11 protein-coding genes are annotated in these 12,313 nt (G+C 46.1%); 6 read left to right on the forward strand and 5 right to left on the reverse strand.

Features of this window, described 5'->3' with window-relative positions:
* Positions 1-52: 52 nt before the first annotated feature.
* Together BLU80_RS05065 and BLU80_RS05070 are read right to left on the reverse strand one after the other, a co-directional pair.
* On the reverse strand, positions 53-1,843 hold the full coding sequence (locus tag BLU80_RS05065; RefSeq protein ID WP_091394468.1) for a S41 family peptidase: 1,791 nt from the start codon (positions 1,841-1,843) through the stop codon (positions 53-55).
* Between the two features lie 416 nt (positions 1,844-2,259).
* A complete protein-coding gene (locus BLU80_RS05070; protein WP_091394471.1) occupies positions 2,260-2,484 on the reverse strand; it encodes a PspC domain-containing protein in 225 nt (74 codons plus the stop codon).
* Positions 2,485-2,794: 310 nt separating this feature from the next.
* Between BLU80_RS05070 and BLU80_RS05075 the strand changes: the two genes are divergently transcribed.
* From BLU80_RS05075 to BLU80_RS05100, 6 genes are all read left to right on the forward strand, one after another.
* The gene (locus BLU80_RS05075; RefSeq protein ID WP_091394474.1) at positions 2,795-5,068 is read left to right on the forward strand and encodes an aconitate hydratase; all 2,274 of its coding nucleotides are present in this window, start codon (positions 2,795-2,797) and stop codon (positions 5,066-5,068) included.
* Between the two features lie 273 nt (positions 5,069-5,341).
* Positions 5,342-5,923, forward strand: coding sequence for a Crp/Fnr family transcriptional regulator (locus BLU80_RS05080; protein WP_091394476.1), 582 nt, complete (start codon positions 5,342-5,344; stop codon positions 5,921-5,923).
* A gap of 200 nt (positions 5,924-6,123) precedes the next feature.
* Positions 6,124-6,474, forward strand: a complete 351-nt coding sequence (locus BLU80_RS05085) for a hypothetical protein (protein WP_091394479.1) — start codon at positions 6,124-6,126, stop codon at positions 6,472-6,474.
* Between the two features lie 72 nt (positions 6,475-6,546).
* On the forward strand, positions 6,547-7,413 hold the full coding sequence (locus BLU80_RS05090; protein ID WP_091394483.1) for a pirin family protein: 867 nt from the start codon (positions 6,547-6,549) through the stop codon (positions 7,411-7,413).
* Between the two features lie 103 nt (positions 7,414-7,516).
* Entirely contained in the window at positions 7,517-8,215 is a 699-nt protein-coding gene (locus BLU80_RS05095) for a hypothetical protein (protein ID WP_091394486.1), read from the forward strand.
* Positions 8,216-8,261: 46 nt separating this feature from the next.
* A complete protein-coding gene (locus BLU80_RS05100; protein ID WP_091394489.1) occupies positions 8,262-8,543 on the forward strand; it encodes a GNAT family N-acetyltransferase in 282 nt (93 codons plus the stop codon).
* A 29-nt stretch (positions 8,544-8,572) separates the two neighbouring features.
* On the opposite strand, the gene amaB is transcribed toward BLU80_RS05100, so the two are convergent.
* From amaB to BLU80_RS05115, 3 genes are all read right to left on the reverse strand, one after another.
* Positions 8,573-10,120 (reverse strand): L-piperidine-6-carboxylate dehydrogenase, encoded by a 1,548-nt coding sequence (amaB, locus tag BLU80_RS05105; protein ID WP_091394492.1) that lies wholly within the window; start codon positions 10,118-10,120, stop codon positions 8,573-8,575.
* A 95-nt stretch (positions 10,121-10,215) separates the two neighbouring features.
* A complete protein-coding gene (locus tag BLU80_RS05110; protein WP_244518739.1) occupies positions 10,216-11,136 on the reverse strand; it encodes a DUF1338 domain-containing protein in 921 nt (306 codons plus the stop codon).
* Between the two features lie 37 nt (positions 11,137-11,173).
* The gene (locus BLU80_RS05115; protein WP_091394495.1) at positions 11,174-12,244 is read right to left on the reverse strand and encodes a saccharopine dehydrogenase family protein; all 1,071 of its coding nucleotides are present in this window, start codon (positions 12,242-12,244) and stop codon (positions 11,174-11,176) included.
* Positions 12,245-12,313 lie beyond the last annotated feature (69 nt).

The raw sequence follows: 12,313 nt of genomic DNA on the forward strand, positions 1-12,313 counted from the left end.
AAGTCTGACCAGGCATTTTATTATGCTTTATCTAAACCGGCACGGTCTTATCCTATTTTAACCTGAAGGTCTTTCTGACCATGGGTTTAAAATTACGTTCATTCTGGGCTTTTTCAAAGCTGTTCAAAGATTGACGCAACACTGCATTACTTTCTATTCTTCTGCTCTTAAAGCTGGTATGCAGTCCGACTCTGGAGCTCGCACCCGGCACTTTATAAGTATCATCCAGGGATTGCAATATCCTGTTCAGTGATTCATAAGGATCTTCGGATTTTGCAAAATCAGTCAGCACGTCATCATACCCCAGGGCATCGGTTAAGAAGCCGTTGTAATAATCCCCTTCGCTATCTGCGTTTAAGGACTGGAACATGGACATATACATGGTATAATCACCCAGTCTCAGATCAAAGAATCCGACCGGTTTACCATAGGTTCTGATCTCATAGTTATTATCCGCATCTACTTCCGGCGTCTCCGCATACCAGGCGCCAACTAAAACTACGTTATTGTAAGGCTTAAGCGCATTGATCAAAAGCTCACTGGCTGAGGCCGTTCCGCCACCTACAATGAAAAATATCCGGTTATTGGTCGTTTTAATAGAACCGGATTTGGCGACCTTTTCCGTATTACCGCTAACGCTATAGTCAATATCCAAAGTAGTTTTGCCGCTCGGCGTTACGCCGTCATCATTATAGAGTTTCTGAGACTTCAGCACGGATTTAAGGAAGGAAGAATAGGTGGACTCATCTTTGAGGCTGTCATTGTAATTCATGGAAAACAAAGTCTTACCATCATTACCGCTGGCGACAAAGGCATTCGCCAGGTATTCAGAAGTCTCTACAGCGCCCCCTCCATTATAGCGCAGATCCACTACTAAATCAGATACACCTGCAAATTTGGCGAGCGCTTTATCCAGCGGAGCTTTTGCGTTATCCAGTTGCGTAAATCCTTCCAGCACCAGATAACCTACTTTTATGCCGCCAGGCAGGCTGATAACAGAGTCCAGGATGACCGGATTAAAGTCATACTGCTTCTTGGTTAATTTACTAGTCGTCTCTTTTCTCTTGCCGCTTTTCGGATATAAAGAATCAACAGTCACAATATCCAGACTTGTGCCATCCAGGATATCATTATAGTAGGTATTCAGGGCGGAGCTGGAGCTGAAGTCGTTATATCCTTTGGCTTCTCCATTCATTTTATAAATAATATCCCCTCTTTTGAGGCCAGCTTTTTGGGCAGGAGAACCGTTATCTACATATTTCAGCACCGTAATGACCGTATCCTGATCATAGGTTCTTTCTCCATTCTTTAAAATATAATCCCCCGCACTGTCCACCGCATACGGATTGGTAAAACCAAAATGAATCCCTAAATCATTTCCATAACCATCCAGTGTAAAGGATTGGGTATTGGGTTTTACGACAAAAGAAGAATTACCACCGCCTGTATTATCAGCCGTGAGCAGCATATAAGAATATTTGGACTCTCCCTGATAATCAGAATCATATTCATAAGGTTCACTGGTTTCAGGATTTATGGGAATCTGCGTCAGGGCATAGAGTTCATTTTGCAGGCCTTTTAAAGAATCGCCGTTCTTATAACCGGCAGGATCGAATTTTTGAAAGGTCGGCAGATCGCTATTCCACAGATAAAAGGCTTTCGCATACATATACAAAGAATCATACTTAGAATTACTAAAGGTATAATTGCCTAAATATCCATCCGTAGAGGTACTATCCGTTCCATCCCCGCTGCCATTATCGATTACTTTTTTACAGGAGAAAGAGAAACCGACCCCTACCATCAGCAATAAGCAGACTATTAATTTTCGTTGGTTGTTCATAAATTATTGTGTGAATTGATAATTAGCCCCATGATCTGACAAAGAGCTACATTAAAGATATTGATTTTTAAGGGAATGCCCCCTTAAAATATATGAATCCCGGAAAAATCCCTATGGACAGAACAAAAACCGTGATATTTTCTGTTGGCGGATCATGCTGCCAAAAAATAATGTGGCAAAACAACTGCTACGGCAACGGTGGTACAAATGCCCAATGCGTTCAAGCTGAGAAAAATAAATAAAAAATGAGAAAAACAGAGAAGATAAAAGATAAAGGCAGCATCTGAAATTGCTTAAAAAAAGAAGCATTTTTCCCGCTGTGCGGTAGACCCGCCCGGATGAGCCAGGTAGCCGTTCAATGAAAGACCTATCCATTTTTGAATCTCTAAACAGACGGACTTAAACGGACTCATTTATTAATCGGAGTATTTTAGCGGATTACGTCTGGCAAATAAAACATAACGTTTGATATTCATCCAAAAAGCCAGCACCATATAGATGATGACCGGGGAACCGAATGTCAGAAAAGAGATATAGATAAACCATAACCGTATACGGGAACTTGCAATCCCCAGTTTAGTACCAATTGCGGCACAAACCCCGAAAGCCCGACATTCAATAAAACTTCTGAATCTGTTCATCTAAATTATCTTTAAACTCCTCAATGCATCCTTTAAATAAGGCCGAAATTTTTCTGTCAAAGGCAATATTTAAGCCAATCAGACGATAAGACCTCAAAAAGGACATACAAATATACAAAATCTCCAAAAAATTAAAAAACCGGATTATAAAACCCCATAAGCGTATAATTATCAAATAGTTTAGTTCATTAGGCGAATCAAATAAAGAAAATTAGGCATACCAAATTTTAACAGATAGAAGTTTTATATATCCATCTGTTTTCAGTAACTTTGCAACAATTTTATATCACACTATTTAAATTGTAATGTTATGGCTTTTGATATTGACATGATCAAAAAGGTCTACAGTGAGCTACCTGACAGAATTGCAAAAGCACGCGCCGCTACCGGCACTCCTCTCACACTTGCTGAAAAAGTATTATACGCACACTTACACAGCGATCAACCCTTACAGAAATTCCAAAGAGCACACGATTATGTTAATTTCGCACCTGACCGTGTAGCCATGCAGGACGCCACTGCGCAGATGGCTCTTTTACAATTTATGCAGGCCGGCCGCCCGAAAGTTGCGGTTCCGTCCACTGTACACTGTGATCACCTGATCATTGCCAAGGAAGGTGCTGAAAAAGACCTTGCTTTCGCAAAACAGGAAAGTAAAGAAGTTTATGATTTTCTGGGCTCTGTATCCAATAAATACGGCATTGGTTTCTGGCGCCCGGGCGCCGGGATCATCCACCAGGTTGTTCTGGAAAATTACGCATTCCCAGGCGGGATGATGATTGGTACAGACTCCCATACGGTAAATGCCGGCGGACTTGGCATGATTGCCATTGGTGTTGGTGGTGCTGACGCCTGTGATGTCATGGCAGGACTTCCCTGGGAATTAAAATGGCCTAAATTAATCGGTGTTAAACTGACCGGCAAACTGAACGGTTGGGCAGCACCTAAGGATATTATCCTGAAAGTTGCCGGTATCCTGACCGTAAAAGGCGGCACCGGTGCGATCGTTGAATATTTTGGGGAAGGTGCTACCTCCATCAGCTGTACCGGTAAAGGTACCATCTGTAACATGGGTGCTGAAATCGGTGCGACCAACTCAACTTTTGGTTACGACGAATCCATGGGCCGTTACCTGAGAGCTACCGGCAGAACGGAAGTAGCTGATATCGCTGACAGCATCAAAGAACACTTAACCGGTGATCCGGAAGTGTATGCTAATCCGGAACAATATTTTGATCAGGTTATAGAAATCAACCTCTCTGAACTGGAACCACACCTGAACGGACCTTTCACACCCGATCTGGCTACCCCCATTTCTAAAATAAAAGAAGTGGCTGACGCACAGGGCTGGCCCGAAAGAGTAGAAGTCGGTCTGATTGGATCTTGTACCAACTCCTCCTATGAAGACCTCTCCCGCGCCGTTTCACTGGCCAAACAGGTTTCAGAAAAGAACCTTAAATCCAAAGCAGAATTCTTAATCAACCCGGGATCTGAACAGATTCGTTATACAGTTGAGCGTGATGGTATCCTGGATGTTTTTGAATCCATCGGCGCTAAAATCCTGACCAATGCCTGCGGACCTTGTATCGGTATGTGGGACAGAGTCGGTGCGGAGAAAAAAGAAAAGAACACCATCGTACACTCTTTCAACCGTAACTTCGCTAAAAGAGCAGATGGCAACCCCAATACATTTGCCTTTGTTGCGTCTCCGGAACTGGTGACGGCCATCGCTATCGCGGGCGATCTGACCTTTAACCCGCTGACAGATTATCTGACAAATGAAAACGGGGAGAAAGTAAAACTCGATCCGCCTACCGGTGATGAACTGCCTACCAAAGGCTTTGATGTAGAAGATCCGGGATATCAGGCACCAGCAGAGGACGGTTCTGCCATCCAGATCGTGGTATCTCCCGATTCTAACCGCCTGCAGTTATTATCTCCGTTTGCCCAGTGGGAAGGCACTGACTTAAAAGGCCTCAGACTGCTGATTAAAGCAAAAGGGAAATGTACGACTGACCACATCTCCATGGCCGGCCCATGGTTGAAATTCAGAGGCCATCTGGATAATATCTCCAACAACATGCTGATTGGTGCTGTTAACTTCTTTAATGAAAAGACAGACAGCGTTAAAAATCAGCTGACCGGAGAATATGGTCCTGTTCCTGCCACACAGCGCGCCTATAAGGCTGCCGGTATCGGCACCATTGTAGTGGGAGACGAAAACTATGGCGAAGGATCCAGCAGAGAGCATGCAGCCATGGAACCCCGTCACCTGGGTGTACGTGCCATCATCGCCAAGAGTTTTGCCCGTATCCACGAGACCAACCTGAAAAAGCAAGGGATGCTGGGTCTGACCTTCCAGGATAAAAACGATTATGATAAAATCCAGGAAGATGATGTGATTGATATCCTTGGTTTAACCACTTTCACTCCGGAAAAACCACTGACCATTGTATTACATCATGCAGACGGCACTACTGAGCAGTTTGAGGTCAATCACACCTATAATGAACAACAGATAGAGTGGTTCAGACATGGCGCTGCACTGAACATCATCCGTAAGAGCTTTGAACAGAAAAACTAATCAAGGCTTATCATAGCGCAAAAAGCGTTCACGCTTTAATTATACAAATCCGGTCTGCCGAAAACAATTTGATTGTTTTACCGGCAGACCGGATTTTTTTATCCATGAGTACCATCATCTAAGCAGTGATTTCATGGCAATTTATGACTGAGTGGCTGCTACGGATTAAAGACGGGCGAACCAGGAAAAATTCAGTACTTTTAAACTTAAAAACACGGAATTACTGGTCCCGTATAAGACAGCCAATATCCTCACCCCAAAAACAGACGCCCCATGCATCCATTACTTCAAGAAAACCTGTTAAGCAATATTTATCTCACACAGGATGAACTGGAAAGAATAGATGGGCTATTTCAACTAAGGAGCCTGAAAAAAAAGCATTATTTACTGCAGGAAGGGGAGATCAGTCAGGGCGTGGCTTTTGTCCTTTCAGGACTACTGCGCAGCTATAAGTTAGATAGCCATGGCTTTGAACATGTCATTCAATTTGCGCCGGCCAGCTGGTGGATGACCGATATGAAAAGCAGTAGCAGGCAGGAGCCGGCGGAGCTTTTTATTGAGGCGCTGGAACCTACCGAATACCTATTTATCACTAAATCAAAACTGGATTATGCCTTTAAGGAATTCCCCAAACTGGAAAGGCATTTTCGCATACTGGCAGAAAACGCTGTGATGGCCTACCAGCAAAGACTGATTGGCAACCTGAGTCAGCCGGCCATCGAAAGATTTGCCAATTTTTGCCAGCTCTACCCCACCCTTACCCAATCGTTGCCACATAAGCAGATTGCGTCATTTATCGGGGTTACTCCTGAGTTTTTCTCCAAAATGATCAATAATACCCCGCTTCCGGGATAGACTTCACCTATCCTGCTTTTAAAATGGCCCGAAGCCTCCACTTCGAGCCGGATGCCCATTTTTTAAACAATCCATTAAAAAACTTATAATCAATTATTTACAAAAATCACTTAACCTGGATTAAGCCATTTCCTTAATCTGGGTTATTGGGCACTTATTTTGCCATAACGAACTTTGTATTGTCAAAAAAAGGAGTAATTATGAAACATAGCATCCTGATTATCGTAGACAGCAATGAGAGTTTTCGTCTGGCAAAGTCCGTAGACAGTCCGCATCGAATTGACGTGGTAACCGGCGTTGAAAATGCGATTGAGCAACTTTATCAATTGCCGTATGATGCCGTCCTATATGAAGGATTTTCCAGCACGATGGAGGAGCGAAAACTCTTAAAGATTATATCGCTGGAACAGACACCACCTGTCTGCCAGAAAAAGCAGACTGCTTTAACCTGGGCGGAAAGCGTTGACCAGCTGATACGCAGCATACCTCCCAGCGTGCAGATAATGGATGGCACTTTTGAAAATGACATTTTCAGAATCTGCCTTAACTAGAGTCGAGGCCGGTCCGTTACCGGGTTTCATGAAGTGTACCTGATTTTTTAAACAATACAAGCAACGTAAATAATGGAAAAGAAAATAGACAGAATTATCCCGAGGCCTGCCAGCGCAAACATGGTAGGAGACGGTTTCAGAGTATTTAATTATATCCCCCATACACTGGCGCAAAGACGCATCAGCCCCTTTCTCATGCTGGATTTTAATGCAGCATTTGATTTTGGCCCCTCAGATCATATCCGGGGAGTAGACGTGCATCCGCACAAAGGATTTGAAACGGTTACCATTGCCTATCAGGGTAGCGTAGCCCACCACGACAGTGCCGGCAACAGCGGGGTGATCCACCCGGGGGACGTCCAGTGGATGACGGCAGGCAGTGGCATTTTGCATAAAGAATACCATGAGGAAAATTTTTCAAAAAAAGGCGGCAATTTTGAAATGGTACAGCTCTGGGTGAATCTTCCTAAAAAGGATAAGTCCGCAGCGCCTCATTATCAGCCGCTGACAAATAAAGATATCCCGGTCGTCCCCCTGGACAACAACCAGGGTCAGGTAAGAGTCATTGCAGGCAATTTCGGGCAACAAAAAGGTGCCGCAGCGACCTATACTCCGCTCAATTTGCTGGATATCCATTTGGAGGCGGGCGCTTCTTTTCAGGTCACTATCCCTTCAACGCATAATACAGCCATACTTGCGGTGCACGGTCAGGGTAAAACAGGAGATAAAATCTTCCATGAGCATGATTTTATCCTGTTTGAACACGAAGGGGAAGAGATCCGTATAGAAGCGGCTCAGGACAGTACTTTGCTGCTGATGAGCGGCCTGCCCATTGATGAGCCCATCGCCAGTTATGGCCCCTTTGTCATGAATACCCAGGAGGAAATTTTTGAAGCCATCAACGATTTCAACCAGGGAAAATTCGGGCATCTGGAATAACAACAGTGCAGTCATTCTTTTAAGCTATTGAACGTAAACGGATGACTGCTTTTTTAATGGAATACTTATTTATGCCTTTGGTCACCGGCCAAAAACAATGATCATGTTCAAAAAAATCCTGCATATCCAACATCCAGCAATCCGTCGCACGGATCAGCAGCAGGAATATATAAATTGCCGGCTTCTGCCCCAACCTGACTTGTCCCCACACAGCCCTCTTTTTAAGGAAATAACGCTTCGCCTTAGCATTCCGGTACCAGCGACTGGCAGTACGCCAGAGAGTCCCGGGCCCACGGGTACCTTCCCTTTTCAATTAGAGATCTCCGCTGCCTTAAAGGCAGATAAAGAGTCCGCCGCACTAACGGTCCATCCGGCTCTTAAAGAAAAAGGACGCCTGTTAGAAGTCTTTTCAAATAGTGAGATTCGTGACATACATGAAACTGTAACGAATAGAGAAGCGCTGCCGATCTATACGGCGCCCGGCGGCGCGCTTAGTCTGCTGGCCGGCGGGTATGACGACGCTGCTACGCTGCAGTCTTCCATACCCGCCCTGCAAGTAAACCTGAGCACGACCACTTTTTACAGGCTGCATCTGATGGAAGGCACCCTGCATAGCCAGAAGGCCATGCAATTAAACAGCGCGCCCGGTAAGTGGAGCTTCTTATATTTACTCAGTGGCCGGTTATTGATCTGTCAGGAGACCATCGATGCCCATCAATTTATTATCTTTGAAAAAGAAAATGAAGAATTAGTGCTGCGCGCCTGCAAGGACAGTCAGTTTTTATGGATGAAAATCACCTGACCTGCCTACGGTAAAAGCAGCACCATCAAAAAGAAAAACCAGGCTCATGAATAACAAATACACCACACTTGCATTAATCAACAATACCGCTGAACACAAGCTGGAACTCCCCATCCCGGGGTCCGAGGGCTACGCCTTTGTCAGGTACGGCCTGAAGGATAACCATATAGACCTCCACCATATTGAAGTATCCCGCAATTTAAGGGGGCAGGGAATCGCCTCTGATCTTGCAGCCAAGGTTTTTGAATATATCGGTCAGCAGGGCTGGACTTATACGATATATTGCAGCTTTTTAAAAACCTGGAAAAACAGACATGAAGAGGCGTAAAATTGCCCCCATGTCTGTTTTCTTTTGATTTATCCCAGATGAAAGTCGATCCCCTGGGCCAGCGGTAAATCATCGCCATAGTTGATCGTACTGGTCTGACGTCGCATATAAGATTTCCAGGCATCCGATCCACTTTCTCTGCCACCGCCCGTATGTTTTTCCCCGCCAAAAGCACCACCGATTTCTGCGCCGGAAGTACCGATATTGACATTGGCGATGCCGCAATCAGAACCGGTGACAGATAAAAACCGCTCTGCCTCTTTCAGGTTATCTGTCATAATCGCGGATGACAGCCCCTGCGGAACCCCGTTTTGTATATCAATGGCCTGTTGTAAATCATCGTACACCATGACATATAAAATAGGCGCAAAGGTCTCTGTCTGTACAATCGCAAAATCCGGCTGCACCTGGGCGATAACGGGCCTGACATAACATCCGGATGCATAACCCGGACCTGTAAGTCTGCCCGACGGGGTGAGTATCCTGCCGCCCTGTTTTTCAATTTCCGTTAAAGCATGTTCATATATTTCTACCGCACCCTGATCAATCAATGGCCCCATATGTACGGCCGGATCGAGCGGATTGCCGATCACTAACTGACGGTAGGCATTTATTAACTGTTCCACAAAACGGTCATACACCAGGCGGTGTATGATCAGCCTTCTGGTAGAAGTACAGCGCTGTCCTGCCGTTCCTACAGAGCCGAAAACGGCGCCCGTAAGCGCCAGCTTTAAATTAGCGCTGGCGGTAATAATAATGGCGTTATTGCCCCCCAGCTCCAAAAGACATTTACCCAGCCTTGCCGCCACGACCTGGCCCACCGCCGTGCCCATCCCAGTGGATCCTGTGGCAGAAACCAGACTGATCCTAGTATCCGCTGCCAGAAGTGCGCCTGTCCCTGCCGTACCCTGTATCAGGTTACAGACGCCTGCCGGTACGCCGGCTCCTTTGAACACTGCAGCTAATATATGCATGCAGGCCTGGGCTGATAACGGTGTTTTCTCTGATGGCTTCCAGATGGTAACATTCCCGGTCACAAGCGCTATCACCGCATTCCAGCTCCAGACGGCTACCGGAAAATTAAAAGCCGTGATAATGCTGACAATACCTAAGGGGTGCCACTGTTCATACATTCTATGGTCAGGCCTTTCTGAATGCATGGTGAGACCATAGAGTTGCCTGGACAGACCGACGCCAAAATCACAGATATCAATCATTTCCTGAACCTCTCCTGCCCCTTCCTGCAGACTCTTGCCCATCTCATAGGAGACCAGCTTGCCCAGCATCTCTTTATGCGTTCTCAGGGCCAGGGCAAATTTGCGAATCACTTCGCCTCTTTTGGGTGCCGGCCACAGTCGCCACTGTAAAAATGCCGCAGCGGCACTATGGACGATCTTTTCATAATCTTCGTTTGCAGCGGTAGCAACCGTTGCAATCCGGGCACCATCCACCGGAGAATAGACTTCTATTTCCGGGCCTTTGGTTAACAGCTGCGCCGTCCCGTCATGGGCCCCGCTGTTTTGGCGGCCAATGCCGAACTGATCCAATACTGTCTGTATTTCACTGTGTTTATCCATACTGTTTTATTCTTTTAAGCTACCCGGCCCGGCCGGGTAACGGATCTGCACCAGCAGATCCGCTTAATTAAAATACGTTAAATAACCGGCAGTCTTTACCGGTCTGTCTGTGCACGGTAAGTGCTTTCAAAGATTTTGTCCGCATTTCCCGTTTCAAATCCGTCTCTGCGATGCTTACGCTGAATGCTGTCAGGTGGTAAGTCCATAAAAGGATCCAGGACTTTTCTTTCCGCAAACTCCACGTAGGAGCCCGCAATTTCTTTTTGGCCGCCATCACTGAAGCGGGCCATTATCTTGCCAGCCACCGTGGCGCTCTGGCGGAGCTTGCCATCCTTACTTTCTTTAATAGTGCCTCCGGCGCTACTTAGTTTAATCCCTTCTGCTTCTAAAAAATGATCGAAGGCCTCCAGGGTATTGTAACCTGCCGGCAGATTATGGACGCTGATGGTAAAGTGGTTCAGGTAATAATGATTATAAATCACCCAGGCTGCGTATTCTGACGCTTCTAGCAAAGAGGTATAGTCAGATAAAGTAGGCAGGGGCCACAGACCGGTATGCAGATAGCGGTCCACCTGGACCGCGTCATCCAGGTCCAGCTGATCCACGGGATCTGACTTTACCGTATCGGTATACTGATGGATAATACCCTGTACTTTCTCACTCAGATCCCCCACTCTGAGCTCACTGGCAAATATTCTGGGATAGGTATCCCCGGGCGGACTATACCAGTAGGCGTCCAGTTTCTTTGCTTCAAAGTGATAATAATCTCTTTTCTGGTACCCATAATGTAAAAAGATTTTTTCCAGGGACCGGATGCCCAGACCCGGCACACCCATTGTCCTAAAGGCAATATGATCATTTTCAATATCTTTGGCTGTTTTGATCATACCCACACGTATCATTGCCTGAATTATTTTCTGCACATCAGGCACCCTTTCGCTATAGCGGCGCATCAGCCCCGCCAGTACCTGATCCAGCGTGGAATTCATATCCATCTCTTTTATATTCATACTCATGATCTGTTTATTTAATACGGTTGATAATATTTTTTTATTACTGATAAAACCTGACAAAGTGAGACCGCATTAATTCTGCCAGCTGTACATCCTCCTGACGGATAAAACCCTTTTGCGGCAGCTTGCCGGCCTCATGCAGATCCATCACCGCAGCGGCAGAACCGGCCGTGGTCACCTGGATGGCAGTCATGGGTTTACCGGAGACCTCCTGGTTTAAAATGGTTCTGGTAAAGACCTTCTGCGTAAACCTGCCGCTGATTTCGCCACTCACCGTAATAAAAACCAGGACCTTGTCCTGGGGTGCAAAAGGCAGCACCTGATCCAGCAGTTCCACCAGTTGCTCCCGGCGATGGATAAAACCCATGTCTTCCAGTAAAAACTGCATCAGATCCCGATGCCCCGGATAACGCACGGTTTTATAATCCAGCGACTGAACTTTACCCTCCAGCACCTCGGCCAGGGAGGCCAGACCGCCCGAGGTATTAAAAGCCTCATAATCTATGCCATCTGCCATCAGATGTTCATAGCCTTCGAGAGGCTGCACCACGGTTCTTTTACCCGCCACAATGGCGTCACAACCATTACAGTATTCATTGACCAGCCCGTTGGTGGACCAGGTCAGATTATATTTTAAACGGTTAACCGGAAACTGCGGTAAAGCGCCCACTCTGAGCCGGACCGATTCCAGACGGTCAAACTGCTTACATAAATCATAGGCAGCAATACTGACAAAACCAGGGGCGAGACCGCACTGCGGCATAAAACTCACGTCCGCCCCCTGGGCCAGCTGCCGGATTTCACCCGTAGCCCTTACATCCTCCGTTAAATCAAAATAATGGGTATGCGTCTTTTTTGCCGCCCTTGCAATCTGTACATTTAAAAAATAGGGACAGGCGCTCAGTACCATATCCCGGGACTCCAGCGCGGCTTCCAGTTGTTGGGTGTCCTGTACGTCGAAAGAAAGGGTGCTCAGGCCATCTGTTTTAGCCAGGTTCAGCAGATTTTCATTCTGATCGGCAACGGTAATTTCAAAGCGGGCATCCTGATGCAGCATAAAAGCCGCGGCCTGACCAATTTTACCACCTCCTATAATTAAAACTTTTGTCATTGTATCACATATGGGTTTTAGGTATATAAATAATGGGACAGCTCCTGTTGCCGGCAGCAAAGGAGCGAA

It is taken from the genome of Arachidicoccus rhizosphaerae (genome assembly GCF_900107765.1).
In the GTDB taxonomy this organism is placed as follows: domain Bacteria; phylum Bacteroidota; class Bacteroidia; order Chitinophagales; family Chitinophagaceae; genus Arachidicoccus; species Arachidicoccus rhizosphaerae.

What these genes read in the sequence shown, in the direction of transcription:
- BLU80_RS05075 (WP_091394474.1), top strand. Translation starts at nt 2,795, where the DNA reads ATGGCTTTTGATATTGACATGATCAAAAAGGTCTACAGTGAGCTACCT.
- BLU80_RS05095 (WP_091394486.1), top strand. Translation starts at nt 7,517, where the DNA reads ATGTTCAAAAAAATCCTGCATATCCAACATCCAGCAATCCGTCGCACG.
- BLU80_RS05065 (WP_091394468.1), bottom strand. Translation starts at nt 1,843, where the DNA reads ATGAACAACCAACGAAAATTAATAGTCTGCTTATTGCTGATGGTAGGG.
- amaB (WP_091394492.1), bottom strand. Translation starts at nt 10,120, where the DNA reads ATGGATAAACACAGTGAAATACAGACAGTATTGGATCAGTTCGGCATT.
- BLU80_RS05115 (WP_091394495.1), bottom strand. Translation starts at nt 12,244, where the DNA reads ATGACAAAAGTTTTAATTATAGGAGGTGGTAAAATTGGTCAGGCCGCG.
- BLU80_RS05110 (WP_244518739.1), bottom strand. Translation starts at nt 11,136, where the DNA reads ATGAGTATGAATATAAAAGAGATGGATATGAATTCCACGCTGGATCAG.
- BLU80_RS05090 (WP_091394483.1), top strand. Translation starts at nt 6,547, where the DNA reads ATGGAAAAGAAAATAGACAGAATTATCCCGAGGCCTGCCAGCGCAAAC.
- BLU80_RS05080 (WP_091394476.1), top strand. Translation starts at nt 5,342, where the DNA reads ATGCATCCATTACTTCAAGAAAACCTGTTAAGCAATATTTATCTCACA.
- BLU80_RS05070 (WP_091394471.1), bottom strand. Translation starts at nt 2,484, where the DNA reads ATGAACAGATTCAGAAGTTTTATTGAATGTCGGGCTTTCGGGGTTTGT.
- BLU80_RS05100 (WP_091394489.1), top strand. Translation starts at nt 8,262, where the DNA reads ATGAATAACAAATACACCACACTTGCATTAATCAACAATACCGCTGAA.
- BLU80_RS05085 (WP_091394479.1), top strand. Translation starts at nt 6,124, where the DNA reads ATGAAACATAGCATCCTGATTATCGTAGACAGCAATGAGAGTTTTCGT.